At 65.0% G+C, this 19,152-nt stretch carries 17 protein-coding genes; 6 read left to right on the forward strand and 11 right to left on the reverse strand.

The window, feature by feature from the left end:
• Positions 1 to 2 precede the first annotated feature (2 nt).
• Entirely contained in the window at positions 3 to 995 is a 993-nt protein-coding gene (locus L995_RS28815; RefSeq protein ID WP_043783529.1) for a Bug family tripartite tricarboxylate transporter substrate binding protein, read from the reverse strand.
• A 268-nt stretch (positions 996 to 1,263) separates the two neighbouring features.
• On the opposite strand from L995_RS28815, the gene L995_RS28820 reads away from it, so the two are divergent.
• Positions 1,264 to 1,932, forward strand: coding sequence for a GntR family transcriptional regulator (locus L995_RS28820; RefSeq protein WP_012205610.1), 669 nt, complete (start codon positions 1,264 to 1,266; stop codon positions 1,930 to 1,932).
• Positions 1,933 to 2,005: 73 nt separating this feature from the next.
• Here the strand turns inward: L995_RS28820 and L995_RS28825 are convergent, their stop codons facing one another.
• A complete protein-coding gene (locus L995_RS28825) occupies positions 2,006 to 3,607 on the reverse strand; it encodes a gamma-glutamyltransferase family protein (RefSeq protein WP_047474810.1) in 1,602 nt (533 codons plus the stop codon).
• A 283-nt stretch (positions 3,608 to 3,890) separates the two neighbouring features.
• Here L995_RS28825 and L995_RS28830 point away from each other — a divergent pair, with 283 nt between their 5' ends.
• Positions 3,891 to 4,577: a GntR family transcriptional regulator gene (locus tag L995_RS28830; RefSeq protein ID WP_047474812.1), complete on the forward strand. Its 687-nt coding sequence runs from the start codon at positions 3,891 to 3,893 to the stop codon at positions 4,575 to 4,577.
• 36 nt (positions 4,578 to 4,613) lie between these two features.
• Here L995_RS28830 and L995_RS28835 read toward each other — a convergent pair whose 3' ends face one another.
• Positions 4,614 to 5,597, reverse strand: a complete 984-nt coding sequence (locus tag L995_RS28835; protein WP_047474815.1) for a DNA-binding protein — start codon at positions 5,595 to 5,597, stop codon at positions 4,614 to 4,616.
• A 253-nt stretch (positions 5,598 to 5,850) separates the two neighbouring features.
• Here L995_RS28835 and L995_RS28840 point away from each other — a divergent pair, with 253 nt between their 5' ends.
• Positions 5,851 to 7,002, forward strand: a complete 1,152-nt coding sequence (locus L995_RS28840) for a site-specific integrase (protein ID WP_052195883.1) — start codon at positions 5,851 to 5,853, stop codon at positions 7,000 to 7,002.
• Between the two features lie 45 nt (positions 7,003 to 7,047).
• On the opposite strand, the gene bioB is transcribed toward L995_RS28840, so the two are convergent.
• On the reverse strand, positions 7,048 to 8,109 hold the full coding sequence (gene bioB / locus L995_RS28845) for a biotin synthase BioB (protein ID WP_047474819.1): 1,062 nt from the start codon (positions 8,107 to 8,109) through the stop codon (positions 7,048 to 7,050).
• Between the two features lie 28 nt (positions 8,110 to 8,137).
• Positions 8,138 to 8,446 (reverse strand): hypothetical protein, encoded by a 309-nt coding sequence (locus L995_RS34575; protein ID WP_231574560.1) that lies wholly within the window; start codon positions 8,444 to 8,446, stop codon positions 8,138 to 8,140.
• A 77-nt stretch (positions 8,447 to 8,523) separates the two neighbouring features.
• Here L995_RS34575 and L995_RS28850 point away from each other — a divergent pair, with 77 nt between their 5' ends.
• The gene (locus L995_RS28850) at positions 8,524 to 10,503 is read left to right on the forward strand and encodes a UvrD-helicase domain-containing protein (protein ID WP_047474821.1); all 1,980 of its coding nucleotides are present in this window, start codon (positions 8,524 to 8,526) and stop codon (positions 10,501 to 10,503) included.
• A 6-nt stretch (positions 10,504 to 10,509) separates the two neighbouring features.
• On the opposite strand, the gene L995_RS28855 is transcribed toward L995_RS28850, so the two are convergent.
• The 3 genes from L995_RS28855 to L995_RS28865 form a co-directional block, all read right to left on the reverse strand.
• Complete coding sequence (locus tag L995_RS28855; RefSeq protein WP_047474823.1) at positions 10,510 to 10,980, reverse strand: VOC family protein; 471 nt, start codon at positions 10,978 to 10,980, stop codon at positions 10,510 to 10,512.
• A gap of 76 nt (positions 10,981 to 11,056) precedes the next feature.
• Positions 11,057 to 11,899 (reverse strand): YdcF family protein, encoded by an 843-nt coding sequence (locus tag L995_RS28860; protein ID WP_047474825.1) that lies wholly within the window; start codon positions 11,897 to 11,899, stop codon positions 11,057 to 11,059.
• Positions 11,900 to 11,908: 9 nt separating this feature from the next.
• The gene (locus L995_RS28865) at positions 11,909 to 12,745 is read right to left on the reverse strand and encodes a lectin (protein WP_047474826.1); all 837 of its coding nucleotides are present in this window, start codon (positions 12,743 to 12,745) and stop codon (positions 11,909 to 11,911) included.
• Between the two features lie 286 nt (positions 12,746 to 13,031).
• Here L995_RS28865 and L995_RS28870 point away from each other — a divergent pair, with 286 nt between their 5' ends.
• Both L995_RS28870 and L995_RS28875 read left to right on the forward strand, forming a co-directional pair.
• Complete coding sequence (locus L995_RS28870; protein ID WP_047474827.1) at positions 13,032 to 14,750, forward strand: Hsp70 family protein; 1,719 nt, start codon at positions 13,032 to 13,034, stop codon at positions 14,748 to 14,750.
• Positions 14,737 to 16,197 carry an energy transducer TonB gene (locus tag L995_RS28875; RefSeq protein WP_052195884.1) on the forward strand — a complete coding sequence of 487 codons (1,461 nt, stop codon included), beginning with the start codon at positions 14,737 to 14,739 and terminating at the stop codon, positions 16,195 to 16,197. The genes L995_RS28870 and L995_RS28875 overlap by 14 nt, the downstream gene beginning before the upstream one ends.
• A gap of 42 nt (positions 16,198 to 16,239) precedes the next feature.
• On the opposite strand, the gene L995_RS28880 is transcribed toward L995_RS28875, so the two are convergent.
• From L995_RS28880 to L995_RS28890, 3 genes are read right to left on the reverse strand one after another with little or no spacing between them, the layout of a single operon-like run.
• Positions 16,240 to 17,004, reverse strand: coding sequence for an enoyl-CoA hydratase (locus tag L995_RS28880; protein WP_047474830.1), 765 nt, complete (start codon positions 17,002 to 17,004; stop codon positions 16,240 to 16,242).
• Positions 17,001 to 18,188 carry a CaiB/BaiF CoA transferase family protein gene (locus L995_RS28885; protein ID WP_047474833.1) on the reverse strand — a complete coding sequence of 396 codons (1,188 nt, stop codon included), beginning with the start codon at positions 18,186 to 18,188 and terminating at the stop codon, positions 17,001 to 17,003. The genes L995_RS28880 and L995_RS28885 overlap by 4 nt, the downstream gene beginning before the upstream one ends.
• Positions 18,189 to 18,197: 9 nt before the next feature.
• Positions 18,198 to 19,142 carry a Bug family tripartite tricarboxylate transporter substrate binding protein gene (locus L995_RS28890; RefSeq protein WP_052195885.1) on the reverse strand — a complete coding sequence of 315 codons (945 nt, stop codon included), beginning with the start codon at positions 19,140 to 19,142 and terminating at the stop codon, positions 18,198 to 18,200.
• Positions 19,143 to 19,152: the final 10 nt, after the last annotated feature.

Below are 19,152 nucleotides of genomic sequence, written 5' to 3' on the forward strand. Positions count from 1 at the left end.
GGTTACTGCAGCGCGATTGCGGCCTGCCGTACCAGCTTCTCCGTGCGGGGGACCTCGGTTTTGACGAAGGCCTCGAAGTCGGCAACGCTGCCGCCACGGGCTTCGGCGCCGGTGGCCACCAGGCGCTCGCGGAACTCAGGGGTGTTCAGCAGCTTGTTGATCTCGGTGTTGAGCCGGGAGACCACGGCCGGCGGCGTGCCGTGGCTGGCCACGATGCCGTACCACGGGGCGATGTCAAAGCCTGGATAGCCTTGTTCGGCAATCGTCGGGATGTCCGGGGCCATGGCGGCGCGGCTTGCAGTCGATACGCCCAGGGCGCGCAGCTTGCCGGCCTTCACCTGGGGCAAGGCGGTCATGATGGTGTCGAAGTACAGGGAGACCTGGCCCGATATCAAGGCCGGAATGGCCTCGGCCGCACCCTTGTAGGGCACGTGCACTATGTCGATGCCGGCGGCCTGGCGCAGGAACTCGCCAGCCATGTGCGAGGTCGTGCCGGCCCCGAACGAGGCATAGGTCAGCTTGCCGGGGTTTGCCTTGGCATAGGCCACCATCTCGGCCAGCGTACTGAACGGCAGGGACGGGTTCGCCAGCAGCACATTGGGCGTGACCGCCACGATGGCCACCTTCTCGAAGGCGTCCGGGTTGTAGCTCAGCTTCTTGTACAGAAAACGGTTGGTGACCATGGAGGCCGGCCCGCTCATCAGCAGGGTGTAGCCGTCGCCCGGGGCCCGGGCCGCGGTGTCGCTGCCGATCATGGCGGCGGCACCCGGCTTGTTTTCCACCAGCACGGGCTGCCCCAATGAAGTGCTCAGTCCGGCGCCAACCTGCCGGCTCAAAAGATCCGTGGCGGACCCGGCCTGAAAGGGAACGACGATGCGAATGGGCTTGCTGGGCCAGGCGCCGGCCCCCTGGGCAGAGGCTTGAGCGGATGCGACAAGGGCCAGGGCGGACAGCAGGGCCGTGGCCAGGGGAGTGCGGAGCGTTTGTAGAGGCATGGTCTTCATCAGGTTGGAGAGCAGGCATGGCGAAGGAACAGGTTCCGGCTGCCATGGGGAAAATGCATAGATATTTAGATATTTGTATCCAATCATGCAGAAGACTAGCAAGCAATAATCGAACCAGCTCTAGGGAAAACCGCCTCTTGCCATCACCTGCACCGGCATGGCTGCGTGGAAACCGGCACAAACGGGGTCCCGGGAGGCGCAGGCAGGTCCCCGTAGAATCGGCGGGCCCCTGCCCTGGGCGAAAGACACCGGATAAACCATGCTGACCGACCGACGCGCCTCGTTTGACACTGTCCATGCCACGGCACAGGAAGAGGCCTACCAACACATCAAGCGCGGCATACGCACGGGCGAACTGCGCCCGGGCATGCGGCTGGCACCGGATGACATCGCGGCCGAAATTGGCACCAGCCGCATGCCCGTGCGCGAGGCGCTGAACCGCCTTGCCACGGAAGGGCTGATCGTCAACCGCCCCAACCGTGGCTCGGTGGTCCGGGTGCTGACCGAAAAAGAGGTGCGCGAGGTGTTCGCCATGCGTTCGGTGCTGGAGGGCCTGGCGGCCACCCTGGCGGCCGAGAACGTGACCACCAATGACATCCACGATCTGGAGCAGTTGCTGCAGCGCATGCACCGCAGCGGCCTGAATGCATCGGAATGGATCACGGCGCATCGCCAGTTCCACGAGCGCCTGTGCACCATTGCCGACGCTCCCCAGCTGATGCGGCAGATCGCGTCCCTGCACTCGGTCTCCGAGCCCCTGATGCGGGTGTGGCTGGAGGGCAAGCCATCGACGGACTACGTGCACGACAGGCACGAAGAACTCATAGGTGCATTGAAGGCCAGGGATGGCGCAAAGGTGGAAGCCCTGATGCGCGCCCACATCCTGCGCACGCTTCCAGGCATCCTCCAGGCGAACCAGGCCGACTGAAATCCGCACTGAAAGCCGCGCCGGCCCCTTCGCTGTCACGACAGCCTGGAGCCAGCGCGCAGGCTGCCGTCCGTCAGGAGCGGTTGGCGCCCATGGCGCAGCCGTCCTTGCGGTGGTCGGATGCGCCGTGCAGCACACCGTTGTCCCAATCCACCCGAATGGCCTGGGCGCCGCCGATGGCAGGATAGCCGGGCGCCACCAATCGGTAGCCCTGCTGCTCCAGCGCCTGCGCGACATGCTGCGGCAAGGTGCTTTCAACCTCGACCTTGTCGGTGCCGGGAATGGGGAACAGCCGTGGCAGATCGCTGGCGGCCTGGATATCGCAGCCGTAGTCGATCACCTTGGACAGAAAGTGCGCATGGCCCATGGCTTGGTAGTGGCCGCCCATCACGCCGAACACCAGCTCCACGCGGCCATCCTTCGTGGTCATGCCCGGGATGATGGTGTGCAGGGGCCGTTTGCCGGGTCCGATGCAATTGGGGTGGCCCTCAGCCAGTTCAAAGCTCTGGCCCCGGTTGTGCAGCAGCACGCCTGATTTGGGCGCCATCAGGCCGGAGCCGAAGGGATGGAAGATCGAGTTGATGAAGCTGGCGCAGTTGCGATCCTTGTCCACCACCGAGATGTAGACCGTGTCCTTGTGCTCCGCTGCCGCATTGTTCGCCGGGGTCTTGAAATGCTCCGGGAACTCGCCGTTGCGCAGCTGGGCGGCCAGCTCCTGCGACAGCAGATGGTCGACGTCCACATCGGCAAAGCGCGGATCGGCCAGCAGCGCATCCCGCACCCGGTAGGCCATGCGCGTGGCATCGATCTCGGCCTTCAGCCGCTCGGGCGAGAGCGGGTCCGTGCCCGGCTCCAGGCCCTGCAGAATGTTCAGGAGCAGCAGGGCAATGATGCCTTGGCCCGGAGGCGGGCACTCGTGCACCACATGGTCTCGGAACCTGCTCTTGACCGGCTGCACGAACTCGCCACGATAGGTGGCGAAGTCCTCAAGCGTGTGCACGCCACCGAGGCTGCGCAGATAGGAGACGATGTCCTGCGCGGTCTCCCCCTCGTAGAAGCCGGCGCGGCCCTGCTCGGCGATTTTTCGCAAGGTGGCGCCCAACTGCGGCTGGCGGTGAACCGATCCGATGGCCGGGGCCTGGCCATCGACCAGCATGATGTCGCGCGCAGTGGTGGCGGCCAGCAGTTGCGTGTGCATGGCCCAGTCGGTGCCGGCGCGCGGCGCCACGGCATAGCCCTGCTCGGCGAAGCGGATGGCATCTTCCAGAAGGCGGCCCATGGGCAGCCGGCCGAACCGGTCCGTCAGGGCGACCCAGGCGTCCACGGCGCCAGGCACCGTGACCACGTAGGGCGACTGGCGGCGCAATTGCTTTTCCTCGCCCGAGGCAAGAACGGCATTCAGGGAGGTGGCCTGGGGCGCCCAGCCGGCGCCGTTGTAGGCCGTGATCCGGTCGGAGCCCTTCTCGCTGTACAGCGCAAAGCAGTCTCCTCCAATGCCGGTGGAGCCAGGCTCCACCACGCACTGGACCGCACAGGCCGCGACGGCGGCATCCATGGCGGTGCCGCCGGCCTCCAGGATGCGAACAGCAGCCTGGGTGGCGGCCGGGTGTGAGGTTGCCGCCATGCCGTGCGTGGACATGACGACGGAACGGCCAGGATTCTGGAAATTGCGCATAACGGTTCTTCTTCCTTGTGTTGCTGGGACTTGGATATCGGGCAATGAATGGGGGCCGAGGCTGCCAACGCTGCTTGCAGCGGACCGCGCCATCGACGCAGGGTGCGATGGCAGCCTCGAGATTACCGTATCCTGATATCTTTGTATCCAATTTTTCCAAAGATACCCAAGCAATCACCATGCCTGGATTGGCCGTACACAATGCACCATCAGAGTGCGCCCCGGACCCTGACAGCCAAACCTAGAATGACGACCGGGCTCCGCCCACCCCAGAACCATCACCATGCCGCCACTTGCCACCCCCTCGCCCGATGCGGCACAGACCAGTGCCCACGAAGAGGCCTACCAACACCTCTCTCATGGCATCCGCATGGGGCTGCTGAAGCCGGGCGACAGGCTGGTGGCCGATGACATCGCCAACTCCATCGGCATGAGCCGCATGCCGGTCCGCGAGGCCTTGCGCCGGCTGACTGCGGAAGGCCTGTTGGTCATGCCGCCGAACCGGGGCGCGATCGTGCGGGAGCTTTCCGAGAGCGAGGTCATCGAGGTTTTCGAGATGCGTGCCGTGCTCGAAGGCCTGGCCGCAGCCATGGCCGCCAGGCGCTGCACCCAGGCGGATGTGGACGACCTGCAGGACCTGCTTTTGAAAATGAAGCGTTGCGAGAGTGACCAGTCGGAATGGATCACGGTGCACCGGCGCTTTCACGAGCGCTTTTGCCGCATCAGCGCAGCCCCGCGCCTGTGCGAGCAGATCTCGGCCCTGCATTCGGTGGTCGAGCCGCTGATGCGGATCTGGCTGGAAAACAACGAGCCCTCGCCTAGGTTGCAGGAGCACCACCAGCAACTGGTGGCCAGCCTGCAGGCCGGTGACCCGGATCGCATGGAGCGCGAAGTGCGCGCGCATGTGCGTGGAACGGTAGACAGCATCACGCAGGCCATGCGCAGACATCGGCCGCCCCAAGGCAAATAGCGCGCCAAGGCCTGACCTTGGCCTGGGCGATACGCCCTAGCCTCTCCTGTCCTTGAGGCGCGTCATGGAGCGGCGCGCCGCGGACAGGCTGCCGCGCCGGCCCAGCGAAAGCCCCGCGCCGGCATCCGGCAAGGCACCGCCAGCGGCCAATCGCTGCTGCGCCTCCAGCAGGCTGCGCAGGTCCGCCGCACGCTCCTGCGCCAGGGCGGCCGCATTCTGGGCGGTCTGCAGCTGGGAGTGCAGGCTCAGCTGCTCCTCCTCACTCTTTTCATAGCGGTTTTGCAGCTCTGCAAGGCGGGTCGCTGCCTTGCGCTCCTGCTCGGTGGCTGTCTTGCGCGCAGCCGCCAGTTCCTGGCGTGCGCGGTCCACCTCATTGAGCATGTGGCGCTCATTGCCCGCGTACTGCTCGGCCATGCGCTGGCGCTCGAGCGCGGCGGACTGCATTTCCTCGCCATGCTTTTGCTGCAACGCCTCGCGCTGGCGGGCGGCTTCGGCCAGCGCATCGCGCATTTCCTCCAGGCGCTCGTCGCGGTCCTGCAGCTGCTGCTGCATTTCATCCAGCCGGCGAGACAAGTCCTGCGACTGGGCCTGGGCCACTTGCAGGGCCTGGTCCATGGCCTCTTTCTGCGCTTGCATGGACGCCTCGCGCCGCGCCATTTGCTCCTGCTGCTCCTGCAGCTCGGCCTGCGTGGCCTGTGCCGCTTCCTCCCGGGATTGCAGGGCGGCGCGGGCGGCCTCCATGGCCTCTTCCTGGGCGGCGTCCCACAGCTGCTGCGCCAGGCGCTGAACGGGATCGGGCACCGACGACGGCAGCAGTTCGCCCTGCCCTGCCGCCACGCCCAGGCGCTGGCCCAGCGTGGCAAACCAGGTCTCCAGCATGGGGCTGACGGTATTCGGCGAGCCCCGGCCAATGTGCTGGCGCACGCGCTCGATGGTCGGCCGCAGGCCCTGGGCGATCAAGGCGTCTGCCGCGGCCCAGACATCGGCTTCCTGCACGCCACGGGTGGATGTTTTCTGCATATCGTGAACTATTTCCAATATTACCAACGATAAGGAGTTGTTATCGTGAGTTATTTTAATTTTATGTAATACATCATATGTTAGATGTATTAAATATTACATATGAAATTTTCATACAGCATGGATGCGCACATTACACGGATTTGTGGCGCAAAAAGGCCGCTCCTGGTCGCTGGAAAGTGAACTTTGCGTCGTGCCGATCGCTGCAGGCCCGCAAGGTATTGCCCGGGCGGCGTCGGGCGACAATCCATGGATGCGCACCGGCCCTTTTTCGCTGACCTCCCGACCTCAGCCCCTGGACGACATCCAGGAAGGCAACGCCCTGCCGTCCGCCGGCCTGGAGCCTGCCGCCCGGCAGGCCGTGCGCGAGCTGATGCACGAGGGCGAATCCGCCAACACCAGAAACAGCTACCAAAGCGCCATGCGCTACTGGTCCGCCTGGCATGCGCTGCGGTTTGACCGGCAGATGCAGCTGCCGCTGGATGTGCCCTGCGTGCTGCAATTCATCATTGACCACGCCCAGCGGCAGACCGGCGCGGGCCTGGCCAGTGAAATGCCGATGCACATCGACCGCGCCCTGGTCGAGGCCGGATACAAGGCCAGGGAAGGCGCGCTGTCGCACAACACGCTGGTGCACCGCATGGCGGTGCTGTCCAAGGCGCATCAGGTGCATGGACTGGCCAACCCCTGCCAGGACGGCGCGGTGCGCGAGCTGATGTCGCGCACGCGCAAGGCCTATGCGCGGCGCGGTGAAGGCCCCGCCAAGAAGGATGCGCTGACGCGCGACTTGCTGGAGCAATTGCTGGACACCTGTGACGACAGCCTGCGCGGCCGCCGTGACCGCGCCCTGCTGCTGTTCGCCTGGTCCAGCGGCGGGCGCCGCCGCTCGGAGGTGGCCGGGGCCGACATGCGCCACCTGCGGGCCGTGGGGCCGCAGGAATTCATCTACACGCTGACCCACTCCAAGACCAACCAGTCCGGACGGGACGCGCCCGAGAACCACAAGCCCGTCACCGGGCGCGCGGCCCAGGCGCTGGCCGATTGGCTGCGTGCCGCCGCCATACAGGAAGGGCCGATCTTCCGGCGCATCCGCAAGGGCGGCCATGTGGGCGAGCCCCTGTCACCGGCCGCCGTGCGCGACATCGTGAAGCAGCGCTGTGCGCTGGCAGGCGTGGAGGGAGATTTCTCGGCGCATTCCCTGCGCTCGGGCTTTGTGACCGAGGCCGGGCGCCAGAACGTGCCCCTGCCCGACACCATGGCGCTGACGGGGCACAGCAGCGTCAATACGGTGCTGGGCTATTTCCGTGCGGATTCCGCGTTGAGCAACCGTGCGGCCCGGCTGCTCGATGCCGGCGACGACGATGCGGCCGCCGCCGCACAAGGCAGCGGCGGACCGCAGCGATGAGCTGCCGGCTCAAAAGAGCTCAAAAGCCCCAAAAAGCCCCAAGGCTCACTCCTGTACCGAGGTCCGCGTGCCGCTCAGGCCCAGCTTGCGCAGCAGCGTGGTGTCGGCCTCCACATCGGGGTTGCCGGTCACCAGCAGCTTGTCCCCGTAGAAGATGGAATTGGCGCCGGCCATGAAGCACAGGGCCTGCACGGCATCGCCCAGTTGCTGCCGGCCTGCCGACAGGCGCACGCGCGCCGTGGGCATGGTGATGCGCGCCACCGCGATCACGCGCACGAAGTCCAGCGGATCGACCGGCTCGCTGTCCGCCAGCGGCGTGCCAGGCACGCGCACCAGGCTGTTGATGGGCACCGACTCGGGATGCGGATTGAGATTGGCCAGCTGGGCGATCAGGCCCGCGCGGTGCACGGGCGCCTCGCCCATGCCGATGATGCCGCCGCAGCACACGCTGATGCCTGCGCCGCGCACGGCCTTGAGCGTGTCCAGGCGGTCCTGGTACTGGCGCGTGCTGACCACGTCCTGGTAGTACTCGGGCGCGGTGTCCAGGTTGTGGTTGTAGTAGTCCAGGCCCGCTTCGCGCAGCGACTGCGCCTGGTGGGGCTGGAGCATGCCCAGCGTGGCGCAGGTCTGCATGCCCAGGCCCTTCACGGCGCCGATCAGCTCGTTCATCTTCTCGATGTCGCGGTCCTTGGGCGCGCGCCAGGCTGCGCCCATGCAAAAGCGCGTGGCGCCCGCGTCCTTGGCCGCCTGGGCGGCGCGCGTGACTTCGTCCACGCTCATGAGCTTTTCTGCCTTGACGCCGGTGTCGAACTCGGCCGCCTGCGGGCAGTAGCCGCAGTTCTCGGGGCAGCCTCCGGTCTTGACCGACAGCAGCGTGGCCAGTTCGATATCGCCCGCAGGCCAGTGCTCGCGGTGCACGCTCTGGGCCTGGAACATCAGGTCCATGAAGGGCTTGTCCAGCAGTTCCTGGATGGCCTGCACGCTCCAGGCGCCTTCAAACGGCAGCATGTCGCTTTTGGAGGGGCGTGCATGCCATTGCAGGGGGCTGCCGGCCGCAGGCTGTGCGGAGGTGGCGGAAGTCGTCGGGGTGGTGCTGCAGGCGGTCATCAAAAACTCCTCTGTGGGTCTGCTCTTTTCATTCTGATGAGCAAAAAAAGCCTTGGGAATGAAAAAGCCGGCTCCTTGGCAAAAATAGTTGCCCCGTTTTCATGGCCTGCAAAAAAAGCGAACTTCGCTTATTTTTGAGCGATGTTGGGCATGTTTTGGCAGAAGTTTTTCTCGGTGACTTCTTCTTGCCGCAAGCACGCGGCCATTGGCGGTCAACATCGCTCAATTGTCCGATGAGCGCTTCAAAAGATGCGTGGACAGGCGCGGCAACGGATTCCCAATACCTGCCAGATGCCTCTCCAAAACGACCACAATGGGTGCCCGCCGTCGTCGCCACGGCGGCTTTCAGCCCTGCCGGACTGCGGCTGAACCGCTTCCCTCTGCTTTCGCCGCTTTTGCTCAGATTTCCCTCACATGTCCCTGCGCTCCCTGGAATTTCCTACCGATCACGGCAAGCCGCTGCTGCTCTCGCGCGAGCAGCAGGCCATCCTGGCGCATGAGGGGCGTTCGGCCATCGTGGCTGCGCTGGCGGGAGTGGGCAAGACCACGACGCTGGCCTGCAAGGTGGTCCAGGCCTGCCGCAGCGGCCAGGCGCAGCGCATTCTGGTACTGGCGTATTCGCGCTCCGGCGTGGCGGCCTTCCATCACCGGCTGCAGCAACTGGTGCGCGAGGTGCCGCCCCAGGTGCAGATCACCACGGTGGAGCGCTGGGCGGCCCAGCAGATCCGCCGCCGCGACCCGGCGGCTCACTTTCTGGCCGACCGCGTGGCGCTGCAGGCCCGTGTGCGCGAGGCCCATGATGCGCTGCGCGAGCGACTGGCCTGGCAGCCCGACCCTTTGTTCGAGCAGCCCGGCGATCTGGATCTGGACGCCTTCTGGGACTTCAACCTCAGCGCCAAGAAGTCGTTGCTGCCCCAGCGCCTGGCCGAGGAAGGCATGGGACTGGCGAGTTTCTGCGAGGAGTATTTGCTCGACTACCGCCTGGCCTGCCTGTTCTTCGAGTACGAGCGCCGCCGCATCGACCACTGCGGCGACCCTCTGTACTACGCCGAAGGCGACTGCAGCCATGCACTGGCCAGCGACACCCTGCAGGGCCAGGCGCTGGACCTGCCGCGCTACGACCTGGTGGTGTTCGACGAGATGCATGACCTGGACCCTGCCTCGCTGCAGGTGCTGCGAGCCCTGGTCGGAACCAGCGGCTGCGCCTTTCTGGGAGCAGGCGACTTCAACCAGCACATCGAGGCACAGGCCTGGTCCGTGTTCCGCGACAAGCTCCACCAGCTCGATGATTTCCTGCCCCAGGCCACGGCCACGCTGGCGCTGACGCAGTCGCGCCGCTTCGGCCCGCAAGTGGCCAAGGCCGTCAATGCGCTGTTCAATGTGTGCCTGACAGCGGCGCCCACGCGCTTCAGCACCGTGCACCAGCTGCAGCACTCCGACGACAGCGCGTGCATTGACCAGCTGCTGCAGATCCAGGCCAGCCTGGCACGTGCCACCGAACCCGCTGCGCCGGGCGAGCCGCCTTCTGGCAGCGCGCGCAATCCCTCGCTGACCGTGATCCTGCGCCACGAGCAGGACGCCTGCGCGCTGGAATGGGCCATCCACCGCGCCGGCAAGTCCGCCAGCTTCTACGGCTTCAAGCGCTTTTACCTGCAGCGCGAAATGGCCCTGCTGCTGGGACTTTGCTATGCGCACGGCATGCAGGCGCTGTCGTGGAAGGCCCAGGTCAGCGTTCTGGGCAGCGAGATCCTGGCGGCCTTCGTGGAAGGTGCGCTGTTCTACGGCAAGGGCAGCGTGGCAGGCGGTGACATGGCCGATCCATTCAGCCGCCACACGCTGGCCCAACGCATGGCAGGCGAGATGCTGCACAACCCGCAGATCATCTGGCGCTTCCTGAGCGACCAATCGAGCCTGCAGGGCGGACAACGCAACTTCAAGGCCTTCGGCAGCTTTCTGCAGCTGCCGCTGGCCCTGCAGTCCGATGCGCTGGGCCTGCTGGAGCAGGCCGATGTCTGGGGGCTGTTTGCCGGCGTGGCCCTGTCTCAGGCCCAGACGGCGGCATTGCGTCAGCGCGTGAAGGCTTTCATGGATTCGGTGGCGGGCATGGCCGTGCCCGACATGCTGGCCCAGGTGGCGGACATGGCCACGCGCTTCGAGCGTGCCGTGCGGGCCGAGCGCGGATTCGACTTCCATCTGAGCACCATCGAGGAAGCCAAGGGCAAGGAGTACGACCACGTCGCCCTGCCCTTCATGGAGCCTGGCCGCTTTCCGGCGACGGCCCCGCACGCGCTGGCCTTTCTGGAGCGCAACCGCCTGTACGTGGCCATGACGCGCGCCAGAAAAAAGCTGTGGCTGCTGGAACATGTCCAGCGGCGCGTACAGCCTTTTGCCTGAGGCGCCTCAGCCCAGCGCGGCGATCACCTCGGCCGGCGCCTGCACCAGCTCGATCAGCACGCCCTCGCCGGCAATCGGGAACTCGTCATTGCTCTTGGGGTGCAGAAAACAGATGTCGTAGCCGGCCGCGCCCTTGCGAATGCCGCCGGGCGCAAAGCGCACGCCCTTCTCCGTCAGCCACTGCACGGCCAGCGGCAGGTCGTCGATCCACAGGCCGATATGGTTCAGCGGCGTGGTGTGGACGGCAGGCTTCTTGTCGATGTCCAGCGGCTGCATGATGTCCACCTCCACCTTGTGCGCGCCTTGGCCCATGGCCAGGATGTCTTCGTCCACGTTCTCGCGCTCGCTCTGGAAGGTGCCGGTCTGGGTCAGCCCCAGCATGTCCACCCACAGGCGCTTCATGCGCTGCTTGTCGGTGCCGCCGATGGCCACCTGCTGTATGCCCAGAACCCGGAAAGGACGCTGTTCGCTTGCCACTGTCTCGCTCCTGTTGATGTATGAAGAATCACATTGTGGAGCCAATCCGCAAGGCCGCAGCCCATCGCACAGCGGCTCAGAACTCCCCCAGCACCCATCCGCTGATCACCGCAAAGTACTCGCGCAGCCAGGCGTTGGCGCGGATCGTCGCCGGCGTGGGCGCGCCCACGGTGAAGGCCTGGCCGTAGCCGCTGCGCTTGGCGATCCAGCCCGCGCGCAGCGTGTGGAAATCGCTGGTGACGATGGCAATCGCCGCGTCCGGGGCCACGCCGCGCTCCTGCAGCAGGGGCAGGCTCCACGCCAGGTTCAGCGCCGTGCTGGTACTGCGCTGCTCCATCAGCAGGCGTTCTGGCGCAATGCCGTGGCGTTGCTGCAGATAGCGCGCCATGACGGCGCCCTCGCTCTCGCTTTCCCCAAAGTCCACGCCGCCGCTGGTGACCACCAGCGCCTTGGGCTGGCTTGCAGCCAGTTCGGCGGCGCGGTCCAGCCGCTGGGCCAGCGTCAGCGACGGTTGTCCCTCACGCGTGGCGCTGCCCAGCACCACGATGGCCTGCACCGGCTGGTCAGGGGCCAGCCGGGAAGAAGCAGACAGCAGATGTGCCCAGAACAGCAGCAGGCTGGCCAGCCATATCGCCAGCGCCGCCCAGCCCAGCCACCAGGCGCGCCGCAGCCAGGCACTGGCGCGCAGCCTGCGCGCAATGGCCGCGCGCCAGAAGCTGCAGGCCATGAACAGCAGGCCCAGCACCGCTGGCAGCGTCACGCCCAGATTGAACATGCCGCGTGCCATCAGCACCACGGCATCGCCCAGCAGCACGGCGCCAGTGATCAGGCCCAGCCACTGCAAGGGACCCAGCCGCCGAATGCCCGCGACGGCGTTGCGTCCGGGCACTGGCCCGGGCGCGGCAGAGAGCTTGTGCAACAAGCGTCCTCAGTTCCAGCGCTGGTTGGGGCCGCCGGCGCAGGACCACACGATGACGGGCTGGCCCGGCCGGGCATTGCCGCCTTCGATGTCCAGGCACTTGTTGGCAAAGCGGCTGCGGATCTGTCCACGGCTCCAGTCCCATTTCTGGTTGGGCTGGTTGCGGCATTGCCAGGCGATCACGCGCGCGCCATTGCGCGTGCTTCCGTCGGCGACGTCCAGGCACAGGTCGCCCACGCGCATCTCGCCATCACGCGTCAGCGTGAAGCGCTGGTTTTCACCGCCGCTGCAGTGGTACACGATAAGGCCGTTGCCCGGGCGCAGGCCACCCGACACATCCAGGCACAGGCCGTTCTGGCCCCGTACCTCCCGTCCTCCCCACGACGGGTAGCCGGGCTGCTGGCCCGGGTAGCCCGGATAGTGGTCATCGTTCCATTGCTCGTCGCGTTCACGTTCGCGGTCCTTGTCGCGCTTGTTCGCCAAAATGGCGGCGCCGGCAATGGCTGCCACGGCGGCACCGGCGATCCATGCGCCCGTGTTGTCGCTTCCGCCTTCCTGGCCCTGCGCGCCCTGGGGCAGGCCGGTCAGGATGCGGAAACGCCCGCCGCAGCCACCCTTGACCCACATCTCCCGGCGGCCCAGGTCATAGCCCCAGTTCTGGTTGTAGCTGCAGTTGCCCGCCAAGGTCTCGACCAGTTGGACCTGCTGCGCGTCGTCGGGCAGGCTGTAGGTCTGATAACGACCGTTGGACATGAGCTGCACCGTCTCTTCGCCTGCATGCGCAGGCAGAACCGGCAGGATGAAGCTGCTGGCCAGCAGGACGGAAATGCATTTATTGATTTGCATGGGATTTCTCGGGCTGCGTTGATCTGAGGGGCGGCCGCATTGCGCACGGCACTCAACTGCGAGCCCAGCATGAACCCGGCTTCCCTCGACAAGCCATGGAGTTTAGCCAAGCATTTTGTAGGAACAGGGCGAAACCACACCGCACGGCCGCCTTCAATGATCCGGAGGCAAAAAAGGAGACGGAGGGCAGGCCGCACATGGCTTGTGCATGCATCCTGTCTCGGATTCGCTGCGGGTAACAAAACCATACATATGATGACGGGTTCGACATACAAGGAGCCAATTCATGATCATCGGGATTGACCTGGGCAGTACCAATAGCCTGGCTGCAGCATGGCAGGATGGGAAAGCAGTTCTGATTCCCAATGCCCTGGGCGATTTCATGACGCCCTCCTGCGTCAGTCTGGATGATGATGGAAGCGTGTTGGTAGGCCGTGCGGCGCGGGAACGTCTGCAGACCCATCCGGAACGCACTGCCGCAAATTTCAAGCGTTTCATGGGCAGCAACAAGGGGGTGCATTTGGGGAATCGACAGTTTCGCCCGGAGGAGCTGTCATCACTGGTGCTGCGGGCGCTCAAGGCCGACGCCGAGGCATTCCTGGGCCAGCCCATCGAGGAGGCCGTGATCACCGTACCGGCCTATTTTTCGGATGCGCAGCGCAAGGCCACGCGAGCGGCTGGACAGCTTGCAGGCCTGCGCGTCGAGCGGTTGCTCAATGAACCCACTGCCGCCGCCATGGCTTATGGCCTGCACCAACAGGACGCTGAAACCCGCTTCCTGGTCTTTGACCTTGGCGGCGGGACATTCGATGTCTCCATCCTGGAGATGTTCGATGGAGTAATGGAGGTGCGCGCATCAGCCGGAGACAACTTTCTGGGAGGAGAGGACTTCCTGCAAGCTCTGGTCGATCTCTTCATTGAACGTCAGGCGCTGTCCGGAGACCTACTGAAGGATCGACGCTTCATGCAGCGGCTCCAGGCTGAGGCCGAGCGTGCCAAGAGGGCGCTGAGCGACCAGCCGAGCACCTCCATCCGTCTGGAGCACGAGGGCCGAGTCCTGGAGATGCCGCTGGATGAAGCACTTTTGGAGCAAGCCTGCAGAAGTTTGCTTCAGCGGCTGCGCATGCCGGTCGAGAGAACGCTGCGCGATGCGAACCTTCGAAGCGCCATGCTCGACAACATCGTGCTCGCCGGAGGGGCCACCCGCATGCCGGTGGTGAGGCGCCTTGCAACAACGATGTTTGGCCGGTTTCCTGCGATCGATTTCAATCCTGATGAAGTCGTGGCACTGGGTGCCGCGGTGCAGGCAGGGCTCAAAGCCAAGGATGCTGCGCTCAGGGAGGTTGTGATGACGGATGTCTGTCCCTACTCGCTGGGGGTGGCCGTCAGCAAACGCATGCCTGATGGCTCCACGATCCAGGGGCACTTCGACCCTGTCATCGAGCGCAACACTACCGTGCCTGTCAGCCGGGTCAACAGCTATATCCCGACTTCCCCGTACCAATCGTTCATCGACCTTGAGGTTTACCAAGGGGAGTCCCGCATGGTCCGCGACAACATTCATCTTGGCGATTTGCGTATTGAATTGCCTGGATTGGCTCTCGAAGATTCTTGCGTGGATGTGCGCTTCACCTACGACGTCAATGGATTGCTGCAGGTTGAAGCCAAAGTACTCAAGACGAACAGGACATTCAGCCTGCTCATCCAAGGAAATCCCGGCGTGCTGTCGGAAGAGGACATCGTTGAACGCCTGGCTGCGATGGATGCGTTGAAGATCCATCCTCGCGACACCATCGAAAACCGCACCACGCTGGCGCGGGCCGAGCGCGTCTATGCACAGATGCGCGGCAATGCCAGGCAGTGGCTGAGTGAGCAGATTCTTCAGTTCGAAGCCAGCCTGGCAACTCAGGATGCCCGTGTGGCGAACAAGGCACGTGCGCTCTTGGACGAACAGCTCTCCCATCTGGAGCGCAGTGCAGCGGTGCTGGCTGATGATGCAACCTGACCCGCCGACAGCGACGTACATGCCTCTTCCCTTTCTTGCTCGGCTGGGTCTGGATCTCAACGCTGACGAGCGCGCGATTCGTCGTGCCTATGCCCGCGCACTCAAGGAAATTGACCAGGAAACAGACCTTGAAGGTTTTCAGGCTCTGCGGGAGTCCTATCAGGCCGCGCTTGCCTGGCATGCCCAGCGCCGTCCTGAAACGGCAATGCCACCCTCAAGTTCAGACAGCAAGGAAGACGCACCGCACTCGCGGAGCTCGTTCGACGCGCATATCGATACGGGGAATACGCCTTCCCGCAAGGCAGAGCCTGCATATTCCGCCCGCACCATCGACCATGCCCGGCAGATAGCGCACGCACTGCTGGCAGACCTGCGCAAAAAGCTGGCAGCCGGGTGGCCCCAAGACCGTACTGCTGCCAGCATCTGGCTGAACGAGGTTCTGAAGGACCAGCGCCTGATCGACATGGATGCGCGCCACTTCTTTGAATGGGGCATGGCAGCCTTCCTGGCTGAGGGCTGGCAACCCCGCAAGGAGTTCCTGTTCGGCCCTGCGATAGATTGCTTTGGCTGGAAGCAAGACCGTGGCCGCCTTGCAGCATTTGGCCATGCCGGGGCCGTCGTGGCATCCGCCATTGGCGAACTGGAGTTCTTCGACAGCAGGCCAAAGCACGTACGGGTAGCGCAAAAGGAATTGATCCAGGGTCTGCGCGAAAGCAGCAAGCCGCCGACATCGACGCTCTTGAAGCACAGGGCCACGTTGCGGGATGTCGTCCAACACTACCCTCACTGGCTGCACATCATCACCGACACACGCAATGCGAAGCGCTGGCTTGAGTGGGCAGATCAGATACCCCGATGGCCTCAACGATTGGCTCTCAGCGCCTCGCCCAGTACGAGCGAGAGAAAAGGTGGAAATTTCTGGTTTGGCTGGATTTTTCTTCTGGTGCTTGTCCTGTCAACACTGGGGAAGATCTCCGCGCTCGTTAACTCATCTGGACCATCCGTGCCGAGGCACAGCCCGCCCTTGACCACCCAGTCGTTCGCACCGCCTGCGGCTGCAACTGACGGCACTGCCTCCAGCTTTACCAGAATCGTCAAGGACTTGCCTGCCTCCAGCGCGGCGCCTGTCCCCCTTCCCCTGGACGATGACTCCCTCAAACTGCCGCCTGCGGCCGAGCTTCCTCGGCATCTGCAGGCTCCGCGCCTGGCTTATCCGGAGCAGGCCAAGCGCCTGCGACAAGAGGGCAGAGTCGTGATCAAGGCGCGAATTGATCCTGACGGCAAGATTCGTCGTGCAGAAATAGACCAAAGCTCAAGCCACGCCATCCTGGACGAAGCAGCGATGGCAGCCGTGTTGAAGGCTTCCTTCATTTCGGCGAAAGATAGCTCAGGCGCGTCGGTCCCCAGCGTCATCAAGATTCCTATCAAATTTGAGCTCGGCAACTAGAACGTGTTACGGGCCTGCGGAGGGAATGCGTGCCTGCTTCGATCAAGCTCCTGTAAACCGCGCCACCCCCGCCCGAAACTCCCCACTCCCATACACCGCCGACACCAGATCCTCATCATCCAGCCGCTGCTCCACGACGATGCGCCTCAGGCTTTCCTTGACCGCTGACTGGGTGGTTGCCGACAAGGCCATGAGCTGCTCGGCCAGCGCCTGTGCCTGGGCTTGCAATTGATCTGCCGGCACCACCGCATGCACGAACCCGCAGGCTTCGGCCTGCCCGGCTGACAGGTAGTCCGCCAGCAGCAGCATGCGCTTGACGCGTGGCACGCCCAGGCTGGCCACCAGGCGGGCGATGTTGCGTGACGACAGCGTGTTGGACAGCGTCTTGGCAATCGGCGCACCGAAGCGCGAGCCGGTGCTGCAGATGCGAAAGTCGCATGCCGTGGCCAGGGCCAGGCCGCCGCCCACGGCCCAGCCGTCGATGACGGCGATGGTGGGCACGGCGATGCGCTCCACGGCGTCGATCACGCGCTCCACGAAGGCTTCGTAGGCAATGCCTTGCTGGCCGTCATGGAAGTCCTGGAAGTAGGCGATGTCCGTGCCCGAGATGAAGGATTTGCCGCCCGCGCCGCGCAGCATCACGCAGCGGATGGCCGGGTCGGCCTGGCAGCGCTCCAGGGCCGTGAGCAATGCCTCGTACATGGGCATGCTCATGGCGTTGTGGCGTTCGGGGCGGTCGATGAGGATCTCGGCCGCGCCCCCGGCGTGAACGGTCAGTGCCACGGCTTCATGCAGGGCGGTGCTCATGCGGCGGCCTTCAGGGCGCGGAGTTCGGCCATGATTTCCGCGTTGTGCTCGCCCAGCAGCGGCGGATGGCGGCGTACCTGCTGGGGGGTGCCGAGCATCTTGACGGGAAAGCCGATGTTCTTGACCTTGCCCTCGATGGGGTGGTCGATCTCCATGCACATGCCGCGGTGCCGGCCATGCTCGCCCTCGAAGGCTTGCGGATAGGTGAGCAGCGGGCCGGCGGGAATTCCGGCCTCCAGCATGCGGTCCACCCAGTCGGCGCTGTCGTGGTGGGCCAATTCCGCTTCCAGCTCGCCTATCAGTGCCTCGCGGTGCTTCAGGCGCAGCGCCACGGTGGCGTAGTCGGGGTGCTCAAGCAGATCGGGGCGCTCGATCAGCGCGCACAGCCTGGCCCAGAGTTTCTGGTTGGTGGCGCCCATGACGAAGTAGCCGTCGCGCGCCTTCACGGCCTGGTAGGGGGCGCTCATCTTGTTGCTGGTGCCCAGCGGCGCGGGCGGCACGCCGGTGCCCCAGTATTCGGACATGTCCCAGATCGAGAAAGCCATGGCCGAGTCGAACAGCGAGGCGTCTATGTGCTGGCCCTGCCCTGTCTTCTGCGCGCCGATGTAGGCGGCCAGCAGTCCGTAGGTGGCGAACAGTGCGCAACCGATGTCGGCCACGGGCACGCCGGCCTTGACGGGTTTCTCTCCCTTGTAGCCGGTGACGCTCATCACGCCCGACATGGCCTGGGCCATGAGGTCGAACCCCGGCCGCTGGGCCCAGGGCCCACTCTGGCCGAAGCCCGAGATGCTGACATAGACGATGCGCGGATTGATGCGGCGGATGCTTTCGTAGTCGATCTTCAGGCGCTGGACCACGCCGGGCCGATAGTTCTCGACGATGACATCGGCTGTCGTGGCCAACTGGTAGAAGGCCTCACGCCCCTCCTCGCTCTTGAGGTCCAGCGTCAGCGACCGCTTGTTGCGGTTCATGTTCAGAAAGCCCATGCTGTCCGGGCCCTTCATCTTGAAGCCCATGGCGCCCCGCGTCTGGTCGCCGGTGCCCGGAGGCTCGACCTTGATGACATCGGCGCCCAGGTCAGCCAGCAGCATGCAGGCAAATGGGCCGGCCATGACCTGGCTGACGTCGAGCACGCGGATGCCTTGCAGAGGCAGTTGCAGCGGGTTGGATTGGGGATTGCTCATGCCGTGTCCTCAGCTTTCTTCGGTGATTTTTGCAGCGCGCACCACGTCGCCCCACTTCTTGTATTCGGCAGCCATGAAGGCCGCGAACTTGTCCACGGAGCCGCCGCCGTCCTCCACGCCGTATCCGTCGAAGCGGCTGACCACGTCGGGCATGGCCAGCACGCGGTTGATGTCGGCATTGATGCGCTGGGCCAGTTCCCTGGACATGTCGCGCGGGCCGACGACGCCGTACCAGCTCGATGCGTCAAAGCCCTTGAAGCCTTGCTCGTCCATGGTGGGCATGGCCGGGAATCCCTTGGCACGGTTCACGCGGGTCTGGGCGATGCCCAGCATTTTTCCTGCGCGGACCTGGGCAGTGGCGGCCGTCATGGTGTCGAAGCTGAAGTCGATCTGTCCGCCGATCAGGTCGGTCTGCATGGGACCGGATCCTTTGTAGGGAACGTGGATGCTCTTGACACCTGCCGCCATGTTGAACATCTCGGCCGCAAGGTGCTGCACCGAACCTGTGCCCGAAGAGCCGAAGCTGACCTTGCCGGGGCTTTTGCGGCACAGCTCCACCACCTCCTGCACCGAGCCATGGCTGTTCCTGCTGCTGGTCACCAGGATGTGGGGCGTGGCGCCGATGAGGGCGATGGGCGCGTAGTCCTTGAGCGGGTCATAGGTGATGGATTTGAAGATCTGCGGCGAGATGGCATGGGTGTTCACATGGGCCATCAGCAGGTTGATGCCTTCGGTGAAGCGCGTCCTGGCGAAGTACTCGGCCGCCAGCGAGCCGGTGGCGCCGGGCTTGTTCTCCACGACCACGGGCCGGCCCCAGACCTCGGACAATTTCTGGCCCACGATGCGCGCGAACACATCGGTGCCGCCACCGGGCGCCCAGCCCACCAGGATCTTGACGGGGCCCTTGGGCAGGTCGGAGCCCGGGGGCGAGGCCCCTGCCCAGGGAGCGGCCAGCGCGACGCGG

The sequence above is a fragment of the Delftia sp. ZNC0008 genome (assembly GCF_000799035.1).
In the GTDB taxonomy this organism is placed as follows: Bacteria; Pseudomonadota; Gammaproteobacteria; order Burkholderiales; family Burkholderiaceae_C; genus Comamonas; species Comamonas tsuruhatensis.